Here is a 13,206-nt window from a genome sequence, read left to right on the forward strand (position 1 = left end):
TCCCCCATGCTCCCCCGCATCAGCGAAGAGATCACCTTCCGCAAGCTCGAGATCCTGATCACGTTCCTGGAGAGCGGCAGCCTGGCGCGCGCCGCGGAGCGGCTGGGCACGAGCGCGGTCAGCGTGCACCGCGCGCTGCATTCGCTGGAGGCCGGCACGCGCTGCGCGCTGTTCCGGCTGGAGGGCCGCAACCTGCAGCCCACCGACGCGGCCCATGCGCTGGCCGACGTCGGGCGCGAAATCCTGCAGCGCATGGACGAAGGCATCAATGCCACGCGCGCCATCGCCGGCTACGGCGCCGAGCGCATCCGCATCGGCTCGCTGTACTCGCTGACCAGCGGCACCGTGCCGTCGATGATCATGGCGCTCAAGGCCCGCAAGCCCGAGGTGCAGGCCGAGCTGATCCTGGGCTCCAACTCCGACCTCACCCAGCGCCTGCGCGACGGCACGCTCGACGCCGCCGTCATGGGCCTGCCCGAGTCCGCGCCGGAACTCGAGACCCACGCCCTCTTCGACGACGACGTCTTCTTCGCCGCGCCGGCCCAGTCGCCCTACGCCGCGCTCGCCGCCATCGACCTGCGGGACTGCGCCGAGGAGCGCTTCGTCAGCCTGCAGGAAGGCTTCGTCACCTACAGCCGCTTCGTCGACGCCTTCCGCATCGCCGGCTTCGAGCCGCAGATCGTGATGAAGACCAACGACATCTTCTCGTTGATGAACCTGGTCGGCGGCGGCATCGGCTGCACGCTGCTGCCCGGGCGCGTGCGCGCCGTGCTGCCTCCCAGCGTCCGGCTGATCCCGCTCCAGGAACGCTACGCGGTGCGCCAGACCATCGCGCTGTGCTTCCTGCGCGCCCGCGAGCGCGACCCCAACCTGCTGGCCCTGCTCGCCGCCAGCCGCACGCTGCGCCTGGGCGGGCACTGAGCCGTCCCGGACGGCCTCGATCATTCCGCTGCGCGTAATCGTCAGGCGCGGCGGTTGATTGATCGGGCACGGCGGCGCCCGTACCGTCCGTGCCCATGGACCGCATCAACCTGGACACCAAGGCCCGCGACCGCGCCGCGCGCATCGGCGCGGCTCGCGAGGCGCTCGGCACGCGCCTGACCGGCAAGCAGGTCGAGACCGAGGCGATCGTCGACCTGCTGCACGCGGTGCTCAAGCCCGGCGACCGCGTCTGCCTCGAAGGCAACAACCAGAAGCAGGCGGACTTCCTGGCCAAGGCGTTGGTGCGGCTGGACCCGGCCCGCATCCACGACCTGCACATGGTCCAGTCGGTGCTCGCCCTGCCCGAGCACCTGGACGTCTTCGAGCGCGGCATCGCCAGCCAGCTGGACTTCAGTTTCTCCGGCCCGCAGGGCGCGCGGCTCGCCAAGCTGCTGTCCGGCGGGCGCGTGCGCATCGGCGCGATCCACACCTACCTGGAACTGTTCTCGCGCTACTTCGTCGACCTCACGCCCAAGGTCTCGCTGATCGCCGCGCACGCCGCCGACGCGCAGGGCAACCTCTACACCGGCCCCAACACCGAAGACACGCCGGCGATCGTCGAGGCCACCGCGTTCTCCGGGGGCCTGGTCATCGCCCAGGTCAACGAACGGGTGCCCGACGGCACGCCCCTGCCCCGCGTCGACGTGCCGGCGGACTGGGTCGACTTCGTGGTGCAGGCGCCGACCCCCAACTTCATCGAGCCGCTGTTCACCCGCGACCCCGCGCAGATCAGCGAGATCCAGGTCCTGATGGCGATGATGGCCATCAAGGGCATCTACGCCGAGTACGGCGTGCAGCGGCTCAACCACGGCATCGGCTTCGACACGGCCGCGATCGAGCTGCTGCTGCCGACCTACGGCGAATCGCTCGGCCTGAAGGGCAGGATCTGCCGCCACTGGGCGCTGAACCCGCACCCGGCGCTGATCCCGGCGATCGAGGCGGGCTGGGTCGAGTCCATCCATTCCTTCGGGTCCGAGCTCGGCATGGAGGACTACATCCGCGCGCGCTCGGACGTCTTCTTCACCGGGCCCGACGGCAGCCTGCGCAGCAACCGGGCGTTCAGCCAGGCCGCGGGCCATTACGCCTGCGACCTGTTCATCGGCTCGACGCTGCAGATGGACCTTCTGGGCAACAGCTCGACGGCGACGCTGGGCCGCATCGCCGGCTTCGGCGGCGCGCCCAACATGGGCGCCGACGCGCGCGGGCGCCGGCATGCGAGCCCGGCCTGGCTGAAGGCCGGCGAGGAGGCCCGCAGCCATCGCAGCGGCGCGGCCGCGACGCCGCGCGGGCGCAAGCTGGTCGTGCAGATGGTCGAGACCTTCCGCGAGCACATGCAGCCCGCCTTCGTCGAGCGCCTGGACGCCTGGGAACTGCAGCGCCAGGCCGGCATGGACCTGCCGCCGATCATGATCTACGGCGACGACGTCACCCACGTCCTCACCGAGGAGGGCATCGCCAACCTGCTGCTGTGCCGGAGCGACGAAGAGCGCGAACAGGCGATCCGCGGCGTCGCCGGCTACACCGCGGTCGGCCTGGGCCGCGACCGCCGCGCGGTCGAGCAGCTGCGCGAGCGCGGCGTCATCCGGCGCCCCGAGGACCTGGGCATCGATCCGCGCGACGCCACGCGCAACCTGCTGGCCGCGCGCGGCATGCGCGACCTGGTGCGGGCGTCCGGCGGTCTGTACCGACCACCAAAACGCTTCCGCAACTGGTGACACCGCCGGACCGCGCGAGACGCCCCCGACGGCCACGACGCCACGCCCCACGACGAGGACTCCCATGACAGCCATCCCACCGGGTCTCGAGACCCTGGACTTCCGCTTCGCCGGCACGCGCGCCGTACCGGCCTTCGCGCCGGTGCTGGTCGGTGTCGTCGGCTCCGGCAACCTCGAGGTGATGCTCGAGCCCGGGGACGGCGGCGACTGCGCGGTGCATGTGCAGACCTCCGCGCGCGGCTTCGCGCCGGTCTGGCAGGCAGTGCTCGACGACTTCCACCATCGCCACGACCTGGCCGGCGTGCGCGTGTCCATCAACGACATGGGCGCCACACCCGCCGTCGTCAGCCTGCGCCTGGATCAGGCGGTGCGGGAGCTGCGGCCATGACGGCGACGACGCCCATCGCCCGCGCAAACGCCGTGGCCGCGAGCGCCGCGTCCACAAGTACCGTGTCCACAAGCGCCGTGGCCGCGAGCTCCTACGCCGAGTGCAGCGCGCGCGAGCGGCTCGCGCAGCTGCTCGATCCCGGCAGCTTCCACGAATGGCTGCCGCCCGCCGAGCGCGTGATGAGTCCGCACCTGGCGCAGCTCGGCGTGCCGTCCGCCTTCGACGACGGCGTGGCGATCGGTCGCGCGCGTCTCGACGGACGGACCGTCTTCGTCGCCGCGCAGGAAGGCGCCTTCATGGGCGGCGGCGTCGGCGAGGTGCATGGCGCCAAGCTCGTCGGCCTGCTGCGCCGCGCGCTGCGGGAGCGCCCCGCGGCGGTGCTGCTGCTGCTCGATTCCGGCGGCGTGCGACTGCACGAGGCCAACGCGGGCTTGATCGCGGTCTCCGAGGTGATGCGCGCCGTGCTCGACGCGCGCGATGCCGGCATCCCGGTGATCGCGTTGATCGGCGCGGCCAACGGCTGCTTCGGTGGCATGGGGATCGTGGCGCGCTGCACCGACTTCGTCGTCATGAGCGACCTCGGCCGCCTCGCGATGTCGGGGCCGGAGGTCATCGAGGCGTCCCATGGAGTCGAGGAATTCGACGCGCGCGATCGCGCGCTGGTCTGGCGCACCACGGGCGGCAAGCATCGCTGGTTGAGCGGCGACTGTGACGCGCTGGTCGAGGACGAGGTTGCCGCCTTCCGCCGCGCGGCGATCGACGCCATGGACGCGCTGCCCACGGCCCGCGCCGTGACGCTCGAAGCGCTCGAGGCGGAACACGCGCTGCTGGCGCAGCGGTTGGCGCTGCTCGATGCGCCGGTTTCCGGCGACGACGCGCTGGCGCTGTGGCGCCGGCTGGGTGTCGAAGACGCCGTGAGCGTGCCGGACCTCGACGTGGCCGAGGTCCTTGCGCTGCGCACCGGCGCGGCCATCTCCGAGAACCGCTGAGCCGATGTGCCGCTGAACCGCTGAACCGCTGAACCGCAAAGGAGTTCGAACATGGACTGGAAGACCTTGGCCGAGGCGCTGTTCGGCTCGGACCGCGGGCTGACGCTGGACGGCGAACTGCTGCACGGCGAGGCCGCGCTCGACGATGAACCGATGACCGTTGTCGGCACGACCGGGCATGCGCCGATCGGCGTGCGACTCGCGCTGGCGCAGGCGCGCGTGGTGCTGGACACCGTGGCCCGCCATCCGGGCCGGCCGATCCTGCTGTTGATCGACACCCAGGGACAGCAGTTGCGGCGGCGCGATGAGCTGCTGGGCATCAACCGCGCGATGGCCCACCTCGGCATGAGCATCGACCTCGCGCGCCGGCGCGGGCATCGCGTGCTGGGCCTGGTCTACGACCAGGCGCTGTCGGGCGGCTTCATCACGTCGGGCCTGATCGCCGACGCCTGCGATGCGCTGCCGCAGGCGGAGATCCGCGTGATGCGCATTCCGGCGATGTCGCGGGTGACCAAGCTGCCGGAGGCGATGCTGACCGAGCTGTCCCGGACCAACCCGGTCTTCGCGCCGGGCGTCGAGAACTACGTCGCGATGGGCGGTGTGCGGCGCGTGTGGACCGGCGACCTGCGGGCGGCGCTGCGCCAGGCACTGGCCGATGCGCCGACCGAGGACCGCCGTGCGCTCGATGGCGCACAGCGCGGCGGTCGCCGGCTCGCTGCGGCCGTGATGGACCGCGTGCTGGAGGCGCCATGACCCGCCTGCATCGACATCAACTCGTGCATCCGTCGCCCGCGGCCTGGGAGCGCCTGCGCGCGGGCGCTCGCGACGCGGTCGAGCGGGAATGCATGACGCTGTGGGCCGCGCGTGGCCTGCCGCTGGTGGTCACGCAGCAGCGCTGCGACGCCGGCCCGGCCGTCGACTCGACCGCTGGCGGCATCGCGACGGGCCTGTCCGCGCCGCTGCGCTGGGAATCCCGCCGGCTTGGCGTGATGCTCACGCGGAGCGAGGTGCTGTTCTTCGACGAGTTCCCCGTCGCGCGCGCGCTGACCAAACTGCTGCCCGCCGCGGCGCGGCCCGCGTGGGATCGACTGTGCCGGTCCACCGCCGCGGACGGCGTCCAGTCGCGCGTCTACGGCAGCTACGGCTGGCAGGCCTTGACCGGCATGGCGCATGTGCGTGCGGATTCGGATGTGGACCTCTGGGTGGGCGTCCAGGATGCGGCCCAGGCCGACACGATCGCCGCGTTGCTCGCGCGCACCGAGATCCCCGGGCTGAGGCTTGATGGCGAGCTGATCTTCGACGGCGACACCGCGGTGTCGTGGCGCGAGTGGTTGACCTGGCGCGCCGGCGGCAGCCGCTCGATCCTGGTGAAGACCCTCAGCGGCAGTCGACTGGCCAGCGATCTGGGCGAGATCGTCCGCGACTTGAAGGTGGCGGCATGAGCGCGCCAGCGCAGCAGAGGCCGCTGGGCCAGCGCCCACGCGACGCCGACGCGATCCTGGCGCCCGTGGCCCGCGACCTCGGCCGCGCCGCCGCAGCCGCGCTGTACGACGAGCTGGCGCTGTCGCCCAAGCCGGGTCTGGTCACCCTGACCAGCAACGGCAGCCATGACGACATGGACGCGAGAACCTTCTTCCGCAGCATCGCCGCGCTGCGCGGCTACTTCGTCCGGATCGCCGGACTGGGCATGGCCGGCGCAAACTTCGAGGCCCTGGAGCGAGCCGGCATCGAGGCCGAGGCCCGCATGCTCGCGGCGACCGGAGGCATCAACACCCATCGCGGCGCGATCTTCCTGCTGGGGCTGCTGTGCGCGAGTGCTGGCGCGCTCGTCGCCGCCGGCCGACCGCTGACGCCGGCGGCGCTGCGGGCGATGCTCGACGAGCGTTGGAGCGCGGCGCTGCATCGGCGCGCGCAGCGCCCGTCGATGTTGCCCGGCGGCGTAGCCGCGCGGCGGTACGGGCTTCGCAGTGCGTCGGAAGAAGCGGCGCTCGGATTTCCCGCTGTCTTCGACGTGGGCGTGCCCGCGATGCGGTCGGCGCGCACGCGCGGCCTGTCGCACGAGCGCGCACAGCTCGACACCTTCTTCCATTTGATGGCTGCCCTCGACGACAGCAACCTCGCGCATCGCGGCGGCCTGGAGGGTCTGCGATTCGCGCAGCAGGCGGCGCGCGGATTCCTCGCCCACGGCGGCGCCGCGCATCCCCTTGCCAAAGCTCGGGCGGAATCAATCGGTCAGGACTTCGAGGCGCGCCGGCTATCGCCCGGCGGCTCCGCCGACATGCTGGCCGCCGTCTGTTGGATGGTTCGCATCGGCGCGGTTGATGCGGTTGATGCCGGCGGCTCGATCGATACGGGCGGCGCGGTCAGCGCAGTCAATGCGGTCGGCGCGCTCGATGCGATCAGCGCGGTCGATGCGGTCGATGCGGTCGATGCGGTCGATGCGGTCGACGCGGCCGACGGTCGGTGAACACCTCGGGCACTCTTCGTGAGCGTCGCGATCGTCTTCAGCGGGCAAGGCCACCAACATCCGGCGATGCTGCCGTGGTTGCGGCATGACGCGGCGATCGCCGCGATGGCGGCACGGCTTGGCGTCGAGGACTGGCGGGCCGCGCTCACCGACGAGGCATGGGCTCACGCCAACCGACATGCGCAGGTGCTGATCACCGCGACCGCGGTGTCGGCCTGGACTCAACTCCGTGCGGCGTTGCGCGTCGCGTCAATCGAGGTCGACGCCCTCGCCGGCTACAGCGTCGGCGAGCTTGCCGCCTGTGCGGCGGCCGGCGTGTTCAGTCCAGAGCGAGCGGTCGCGCTGGCGACGCGTCGGGCCGCGCTCATGGATGCCGCGGGCAGCACGGAGCGCGGCGGCCTTTGCGGCGTGACCGGCCTCGGCGCGGCCGTGGTGGACGAACTCCTGCACGGCTCAGCGGTGACCGTCGCCATTCGCAATGGCGAGGATTCGGTGGTGATCGGCGGGCCGCTGAGCGACTCGCATGCACACGGGCCTGAGGCAGTGCCTCCGTCGGACGGATCGCTCGACGCGGTCGAAGCCGCGCTGGCTGAACGCGGCGCACGCTGCACGCGCCTGGCGGTCACGGTGGCATCGCACACACCGCTGATGCGGACGGCCGCAGAGGCTTTCGCCGTCGAGCTCGCAGGCGCGGCGATGGACGCGCCCGCGCTGCCAGTGTTCGACAGCGACGGCAATCGCAGCTGGACCGCCGAGCAGGCGCGCGACGGGCTGTCGCGGCAGATCGCCACGACGGTGCGATGGGATGTGGTGATGGACCAGTTGGCGGCGCGCGCGCCGTCGTGTGTGCTGGAGATCGGTGGTGGCCAGGCGCTCGCTCGGCTCTGGCAGCGGCGTCATCCCGCGATCCCCGCGCGGTCGGCGGACGAGTTCCGCACCGTCGACGGCGTGATCGCGTGGATCGAGCGTTGCAACACCTGAACGCGAGCAGCGAACGGCGGCCAGCGGTCGATGGTCAACGGTCGGCAATGCGATATGCGAGCCGTGCGCGGTGGCCGGTGAGCGGCGAGCGGCGCGCGGGTTCACCCTCGATCGTTGCGGCGCGCGTAACGGTCCGCTTGGGAGCTTGATTGAAGCGGGCTCGCGCGCTGGATACCGTGCGACCCGATGAGAAACCGATGAAGAACGGAGCGGCCGGTGCTCGACATGCCGGACCGCCGCAACAGGAGACAGCGATGACCACACACTGGATGTCGATCCTTCCGCTCGGGGCCATGTTCGTGGTGGCCACCGCCCTGCCCATCAACATGGGCGTGCTCGCCTTCGTCGGCGCCTTCCTGGTGGGCACGCTGGTGGCCGGCATGAGCGCGAAGGCGATCATGGCCGGCTTCCCCGCCGAGCTCTTCCTGACGCTCGCCGGCATCACCTACCTCTTCGCCCTCGCGCAGAACAACGGCACGATCGACTGGCTGGTGCGACTGGCCGTGCGCGCGGTGCGGGGCCGCATCGCCGCCATCCCGTGGATCATGTTCCTGGTGGCGGCGCTGCTGACCTCGGTCGGCGCGGTGAGCCCGGCGGCGGTGGCGATCATCGCGCCCATCGCGCTGGGCTTCGCGGCCCGCCACGGCATCCATCCGCTGATGATGGGCCTGATGGTGATCCACGGCGCGCAGGCGGGTGGCTTCTCGCCGATGAGCATCTACGGCGGCATCACCAACAAGATCGTCGCGAAGGCGGGCCTGCCGCTCAGCGAGGTCACCACCATGCTGGCCAGCTTCGGCGTGAACTTCGCGGTCGCGCTGGGGCTGTTCGTCGCGCTGGGCGGTTTGAAGCTGATGCGACGGGGCCGAGTCGAGGAGGAGGGCGAGCTGGCACCGATTCCTCCGGTGGCGCGCCCGCAGGGTGGGCCGCAGGTCTTCGGCGGTGCGGAGGCCGAGTCGTATGGTGAAGGGCGGCGTGTCGCGGCGAGTCGTTCGTCGATGCTGGGCCAGGTGCAGACGCAGACCTTCCAGGCCACGAGCGTGCATCAGGTCATCACGGCGCTGGGTCTGGTGCTGCTGGCGGTGCTGACGCTGGGCTACAAGCTGGACATCGGTTTCGTGTCGATCACGATTGGCCTGGTGCTGAGCCTGATGCAGCCGCGGCTGCAGAAGAGTGCGCTGGGCCAGGTGTCGTGGCCGGAGATCATGTTGATCGTTGGCGTAAGCACGTATGTGGGCGTGATGGAGAAGATGGGAACGATCGACTACGTCGGTCACAGTGTCGCGAACCTGACGTCGCCGCTGATGGCTGCGCTGCTGCTGTGTTTCGTGGGCGCGGTGGTGTCGGCCTTCGCGTCCTCGACGGCGGTGCTGGGCTCGTTGATTCCGCTCGGTGTGCCGTTCCTGACGGGAGACAACGCCGGCATGGCGATTGGTTTCATCGCTGCGATGGCGGTGTCCTCGACGATCGTGGACGTGAGCCCCTTCTCGACGAATGGTGCGCTGGTGCTGGCCAATGCCAAGGGCATGGACCGCGACCGTTTCTTCCGCATGTTGCTGCTCTACGGTGCTGCCGTGACGGTGATTGCCCCGATCGTCGTCTGGTCCCTCTTCGTCCTGCTCTGACCACCGCAGCAGTCCGTCGGGTGCTTGGCCGGGGCCGCCGGTGAAGCCGAAGCTTCGTCATCTGACTGGGGCGCCGTCTGTTTGAGCAGAGCGAGCCGAAGGTGAGCGTCGCGAGTTGGCGCCCTGAGCTTCGGCTTCGCCGGCGGCCCCGGCCAAGCGCCGAGTTCCTCGCGCTGTGCTTCCCGATCAAGCGTCCACAAACGCCGCCGCGATCATTTCCCCTGCGTTGATGGGCGACGGCTCATCGACCCTCGGTGTGTAGATGAGGTCCCCCGCGCGAATGCTGGCGCCGCTGAGCACGCAGATGCCATCGCGTTTGGACGGCACCATGTCCCAGATTTGATAGCCGTAATGGCAGGCGCCTGCGTCGGACCACGAGATGGCGGCGGTGCGTGGCGTGGGTCGGTCGAGGACGTGGATGGTGGGGGGAGGCCGCAGGGAGAGGCTGTTGCTGTCGTGGTTGCGGTTCGAGCGGGACTTGGAGGACGACGGTTGAGGCGTATCGGGCACGCCGCCGTTCCCGAGCCAAGACACCGTGCGCAGCCAACCGTCGCGCGTTGGATCGTTTGCCAGATTGCTGTGCATGCCGCACCGCCTTTCACGTCCGCCGACAATCGGCGTCGAAGCCTGAAATAATTCAACGGGTGATGAATATAACAAAGGCAGCCAGCGCATGAACAAGACCCCAAGGACCGTCGGGGCGCCGCGGCGTCGCGGACGGCCGAGCGCGGATTGCGCCAGCGGCGCCGATGAACTGCTGCGCGTCGCGCGGCGCACCTTCGCGCTGCGGGGATATGAAGCCACCAGCGTCCGGGAGATCGCGCGCCAGGCCGAGGTCGATCCGGCGCTGATCGCCCATCATTTCGGATCGAAGGAAGCGCTGTGGCTCGCGGTGGTGGAGCAGATCAGGGAGCTCCTCGAGCCGATGCTGGAGACGACGGCGGCGCTGCGCGCCGACGCCTCGCTGGGACCGCGGCAGCGGGTCGAGCACTGCCTGCTGGCGTTCATCGACCGCGTCTTCGAGCACCCGGACATCGGCATCTTCTTCTCGACGGCGGCGACCGAGGAAGGCGAGCGGCTCAACGTGCTGGTCGACGTGATGGTGCGGCCTTTCCACGCCGTCTGCCTGCCGCTGTTCAGCGACGCGATGGATGCCGGCGAGCTGCGCCGCTGCGATCCGGCGCTGCTGTTCTCGGTGCTGATGCAAGGCATCAGCAAGACGGTGGCGTATGCGCATGTGCTGCGCGCGGTCTCCCCGCTGCCGGACGACCCGGGCCGCTTCAAGCGCGAGCTCACGGACGTGGCACTGCACCTGCTGCGCTGATCGCTCGAGCGCGGCGATGCGCCGCCATCGCCGGTGCCGCGATGTGTCCTCGCGCATCGGATCGTCTTTCCTTCCCAGGCCGGATACACGGGCATACGAAAGCCGTATCGCCCATCGGCCCGCGCTCGAAGAATCCGCTCCATCGCAGCCTCCCGCTGCTGGCCTGGAAAGGATTCCCCATGCGATCGATCTCCCGACGTTCCCTGCTCCCGCTGGCGCTGGCCGGTGCCGCCGCCGCGGCCGCCGTGGCGCTCTCGCTGCCGACGATGTCCACCGACGCGGCGGCCGCTTCGCTGCTGGGCGGCGGCGGCATGACCGGCAAGCCGGCGCCCGCCTTCGCCGGCATCAACAGCTGGGTCAACAGCCCGCCGCTGAAGATGGAGGAGCTGCGCGGCAAGGTGGTGCTGGTCGACTTCTGGACCTACACCTGCATCAACTGCCTGAACGCCCTGCCCTACGTGAAGGCCTGGCATGAGAAGTACAAGGACCAGGGCCTGGTCGTCGTCGGCGTGCACTCGCCCGAGTACGAGGAAGAGAAATCGCTGGCCGGCTTGAAGGAGGCCATCACGCGGCTGGGCATCACCCATCCGGTGGCGCAGGACAACGACTTCAAGACGTGGAAGAACTACAGCAACCGCTACTGGCCGGCGCTGTATCTCGTCGACAAGCAGGGCAAGGTCGTCTATACCCACTTCGGCGAGGGCGCCTACCAGCAGACCGAAGCGCAGATCCAGGCGCTGCTGAAGCAGCCGGGCTGAGCGTCACAGCCCGCTCCTATACTCGCGCCCCAACAGCGGGCGGGCTGCTTTGATGGACCTCCCCACAAGAATTTTTCAACGGGGAGGTCCCATGGTCTTGAAGACCCACAAACACGTCGTCGCGTTGGCGGCCCTGTCGGCCCTGCTTGCCGCCTGCGGCGGCGGCAGCGACGGCGGAGTTTCGGAGAAGGCGGGTGCCCAGGCGGCGGACACGCCAGTGCTGAGCGCCAATCAACAGGCCTTCGAGAGCCTGATGCTCGCGCCGGCTTCCGGCAGCTACCTGATGCATTGGAACCTGGCCTACGCCGGCAACCAGACCAGCGGCACGCACTACGCCTACTCGGACGCCAGCGTCATGTCGACCTCGCCACTGACGAACGGCCCGCAGATCGTCACGCAAGGCGCGCCGCAGAACCTCGCCACCACGCTGGCGCTGGTCGCGCCGGCGCCGACCCGCGTGCTCAAGAACGGCGTGGTCCTGGTCGTCCCGGAGAACGGCGCGGCCAGCAAGGTGAGCTACGTCGGCAACGACGTGCGCGTGGACTCGCTCGCCGCCGATAACGTGACGGTGGCGTACTCCGTCGTGCGCAGCGACTACGAGACGGTCGCGCTGACCGGCACCGTCGGCACGACGCCGGCCGACCTCGCGCACTTCCTGAATTCGTTCTTCTCGAATCCGTCGGTGCTCGATGCGGCCACCAGCTATGCCGCGGGCGCGAGCTACCTGAAGTTCACGCAGAAGAACCTGGACGACCGCTACAACGTCTTCGACTGCACCACGGCCACCACCACCGCCAACGTCACGCCCTGCCGCACCGGCACGACGCTGAACGCGGTGCTGACCAGCGGCATCGCGTCCAACAGCGACGGCACGACCTACCGCCTGGCCGACGGCGCCACCAGCACCGTGGGCGGCGTGCCGGTCTGGGTCGCCACCAAGCCGCGCCCGCTGTCCGCCACGCTGAGCACGACGGTGCAGTACCGGATCTACTTCGAACTGGGCGGCAACGTCTACACCGGCGCGCTGATCAAGGACGGCACGGCGATGGGCGGCAGCTACTACGTGTCGAATCCGAATGGCGCGACGGTCACCGACCGCCTCACCTTCCTGCCCTTCCACATCCGCATGAACAAGGCCGCGCGCGACAGCCTGGCCGCGGCGATGAAGATCTGACGAGCATCGCCGGCGCTCGCCTGGGAAGGCCGGCGCCGGCCCTTGAAGCCCTCTTTCAGTCCCGCCCCTCGACGGCCATCGACAGCACGTATCCCTCGCTGCGGACCGTCTTGATGTATTTGGGCTCGCGCGCATCGTCGCGCAGCCGCTGGCGGATGCGGCTGACGAGCAGGTCGATCGAGCGCTCGAAGAGCTCGGCCTCGCGCCCCTGCGTGAGGCCGAGCAGCTGGTCGCGGCTCAGCACACGCTGCGGGTGGTCCAGGAACACGCGCAGCAGCCGGTACTCCGCGCCGCTGAGCGGCACCACCGTGCCCTGGGCATCGACCAGATGACGCTCGATCGTGTCCAGCACCCAGTCGCCGAAGGCCAGCCGCGGTGACTCGTCGGACGAGCGCATGTTGGGCGGCAGCATGCGCGCGCGCCGCAGCACCGACTTGATCCGCGCCAGCAGCTCGCGCGCCGCGAAGGGCTTGGCCAGGTAATCGTCCGCGCCCATCTCCAGGCCAAGGATGCGGTCGGCCTCGTCGCCGCGCGCGGTCAGCATGATGACCGGCGTCGCCTTGTGCCGGCCCGCGCGCAGGTCGCGGCACAGCGACAGGCCGTCCTCGCCCGGCAGCATCAGGTCCAGGATCACCAGGTCGAAGGGGCCGCCGGTCTCCATCGCGATGCGCATGTGCCGGCCGGTCGGCACGGCGGTGGCACGCAGGCCGTTGCGGGTCAGGTAGGTGGTGAGCAACTCGCGGATCTCGCGGTCGTCGTCGACGATCAGGACATGGTCCTGGGTGGGCGCGGTCGTCTGCATGG

Annotated in this window: 14 protein-coding genes; 12 read left to right on the top strand and 2 right to left on the bottom strand. The window is 70.2% G+C overall.

Annotated features, from left to right (window positions below):
* Positions 1 to 6: 6 nt before the first annotated feature.
* The 9 genes from ACTJKJ_RS17550 to ACTJKJ_RS17590 all read left to right on the top strand — a co-directional run bounded on the left by ACTJKJ_RS17550 (position 7) and on the right by ACTJKJ_RS17590 (position 9,146).
* Complete coding sequence (locus ACTJKJ_RS17550; protein ID WP_297385238.1) at positions 7 to 921, top strand: LysR substrate-binding domain-containing protein; 915 nt, start codon at positions 7 to 9, stop codon at positions 919 to 921.
* A 95-nt stretch (positions 922 to 1,016) separates the two neighbouring features.
* Entirely contained in the window at positions 1,017 to 2,696 is a 1,680-nt protein-coding gene (mdcA, locus tag ACTJKJ_RS17555) for a malonate decarboxylase subunit alpha (RefSeq protein WP_440821226.1), read from the top strand.
* Between the two features lie 64 nt (positions 2,697 to 2,760).
* Positions 2,761 to 3,084 carry a malonate decarboxylase acyl carrier protein gene (gene mdcC, locus ACTJKJ_RS17560; RefSeq protein WP_183485014.1) on the top strand — a complete coding sequence of 108 codons (324 nt, stop codon included), beginning with the start codon at positions 2,761 to 2,763 and terminating at the stop codon, positions 3,082 to 3,084.
* Between the two features lie 62 nt (positions 3,085 to 3,146).
* Positions 3,147 to 4,073 carry a biotin-independent malonate decarboxylase subunit beta gene (locus tag ACTJKJ_RS17565; protein WP_297385244.1) on the top strand — a complete coding sequence of 309 codons (927 nt, stop codon included), beginning with the start codon at positions 3,147 to 3,149 and terminating at the stop codon, positions 4,071 to 4,073.
* Positions 4,074 to 4,124: 51 nt separating this feature from the next.
* Positions 4,125 to 4,826 carry a biotin-independent malonate decarboxylase subunit gamma gene (locus ACTJKJ_RS17570; RefSeq protein ID WP_297385246.1) on the top strand — a complete coding sequence of 234 codons (702 nt, stop codon included), beginning with the start codon at positions 4,125 to 4,127 and terminating at the stop codon, positions 4,824 to 4,826.
* Complete coding sequence (gene mdcG, locus ACTJKJ_RS17575) at positions 4,823 to 5,515, top strand: malonate decarboxylase holo-[acyl-carrier-protein] synthase (RefSeq protein ID WP_440821227.1); 693 nt, start codon at positions 4,823 to 4,825, stop codon at positions 5,513 to 5,515. The genes ACTJKJ_RS17570 and mdcG overlap by 4 nt, the downstream gene beginning before the upstream one ends.
* A complete protein-coding gene (gene mdcB / locus ACTJKJ_RS17580) occupies positions 5,512 to 6,540 on the top strand; it encodes a triphosphoribosyl-dephospho-CoA synthase MdcB (RefSeq protein WP_440821228.1) in 1,029 nt (342 codons plus the stop codon). The genes mdcG and mdcB overlap by 4 nt, the downstream gene beginning before the upstream one ends.
* 18 nt (positions 6,541 to 6,558) lie before the next feature.
* Positions 6,559 to 7,521, top strand: coding sequence for an ACP S-malonyltransferase (locus ACTJKJ_RS17585; protein WP_440821229.1), 963 nt, complete (start codon positions 6,559 to 6,561; stop codon positions 7,519 to 7,521).
* Between the two features lie 254 nt (positions 7,522 to 7,775).
* Positions 7,776 to 9,146 carry an SLC13 family permease gene (locus tag ACTJKJ_RS17590; protein WP_297385253.1) on the top strand — a complete coding sequence of 457 codons (1,371 nt, stop codon included), beginning with the start codon at positions 7,776 to 7,778 and terminating at the stop codon, positions 9,144 to 9,146.
* Between the two features lie 186 nt (positions 9,147 to 9,332).
* Here the strand turns inward: ACTJKJ_RS17590 and ACTJKJ_RS17595 are convergent, their stop codons facing one another.
* Entirely contained in the window at positions 9,333 to 9,731 is a 399-nt protein-coding gene (locus ACTJKJ_RS17595; RefSeq protein WP_297385256.1) for a DUF3331 domain-containing protein, read from the bottom strand.
* Between the two features lie 88 nt (positions 9,732 to 9,819).
* On the opposite strand from ACTJKJ_RS17595, the gene ACTJKJ_RS17600 reads away from it, so the two are divergent.
* The 3 genes from ACTJKJ_RS17600 to ACTJKJ_RS17610 all read left to right on the top strand — a co-directional run bounded on the left by ACTJKJ_RS17600 (position 9,820) and on the right by ACTJKJ_RS17610 (position 12,402).
* Positions 9,820 to 10,470: a TetR/AcrR family transcriptional regulator gene (locus ACTJKJ_RS17600; RefSeq protein ID WP_297385258.1), complete on the top strand. Its 651-nt coding sequence runs from the start codon at positions 9,820 to 9,822 to the stop codon at positions 10,468 to 10,470.
* A gap of 179 nt (positions 10,471 to 10,649) precedes the next feature.
* Positions 10,650 to 11,228, top strand: a complete 579-nt coding sequence (locus tag ACTJKJ_RS17605; RefSeq protein ID WP_440821230.1) for a thioredoxin family protein — start codon at positions 10,650 to 10,652, stop codon at positions 11,226 to 11,228.
* A 91-nt stretch (positions 11,229 to 11,319) separates the two neighbouring features.
* Entirely contained in the window at positions 11,320 to 12,402 is a 1,083-nt protein-coding gene (locus ACTJKJ_RS17610; protein ID WP_297385260.1) for a hypothetical protein, read from the top strand.
* Between the two features lie 55 nt (positions 12,403 to 12,457).
* On the opposite strand, the gene ACTJKJ_RS17615 is transcribed toward ACTJKJ_RS17610, so the two are convergent.
* Complete coding sequence (locus ACTJKJ_RS17615; protein ID WP_091721057.1) at positions 12,458 to 13,204, bottom strand: response regulator; 747 nt, start codon at positions 13,202 to 13,204, stop codon at positions 12,458 to 12,460.
* Between the last annotated feature and the right edge of the window lie 2 nt (positions 13,205 to 13,206).

It is taken from the genome of Roseateles sp. 22389 (assembly GCF_052044995.1).
Taxonomy (GTDB): domain Bacteria; phylum Pseudomonadota; class Gammaproteobacteria; order Burkholderiales; family Burkholderiaceae_C; genus Roseateles.

Coding starts and splice junctions, on each gene's coding strand:
- mdcB (WP_440821228.1), top strand. CDS start 5,512: ATGAGCGCGCCAGCGCAGCAGAGGCCGCTGGGCCAGCGCCCACGCGAC.
- ACTJKJ_RS17600 (WP_297385258.1), top strand. CDS start 9,820: ATGAACAAGACCCCAAGGACCGTCGGGGCGCCGCGGCGTCGCGGACGG.
- ACTJKJ_RS17550 (WP_297385238.1), top strand. CDS start 7: ATGCTCCCCCGCATCAGCGAAGAGATCACCTTCCGCAAGCTCGAGATC.
- ACTJKJ_RS17615 (WP_091721057.1), bottom strand. CDS start 13,204: ATGCAGACGACCGCGCCCACCCAGGACCATGTCCTGATCGTCGACGAC.
- ACTJKJ_RS17605 (WP_440821230.1), top strand. CDS start 10,650: ATGCGATCGATCTCCCGACGTTCCCTGCTCCCGCTGGCGCTGGCCGGT.
- ACTJKJ_RS17610 (WP_297385260.1), top strand. CDS start 11,320: ATGGTCTTGAAGACCCACAAACACGTCGTCGCGTTGGCGGCCCTGTCG.
- mdcG (WP_440821227.1), top strand. CDS start 4,823: ATGACCCGCCTGCATCGACATCAACTCGTGCATCCGTCGCCCGCGGCC.
- mdcC (WP_183485014.1), top strand. CDS start 2,761: ATGACAGCCATCCCACCGGGTCTCGAGACCCTGGACTTCCGCTTCGCC.
- ACTJKJ_RS17570 (WP_297385246.1), top strand. CDS start 4,125: ATGGACTGGAAGACCTTGGCCGAGGCGCTGTTCGGCTCGGACCGCGGG.
- mdcA (WP_440821226.1), top strand. CDS start 1,017: ATGGACCGCATCAACCTGGACACCAAGGCCCGCGACCGCGCCGCGCGC.
- ACTJKJ_RS17590 (WP_297385253.1), top strand. CDS start 7,776: ATGACCACACACTGGATGTCGATCCTTCCGCTCGGGGCCATGTTCGTG.
- ACTJKJ_RS17595 (WP_297385256.1), bottom strand. CDS start 9,731: ATGCACAGCAATCTGGCAAACGATCCAACGCGCGACGGTTGGCTGCGC.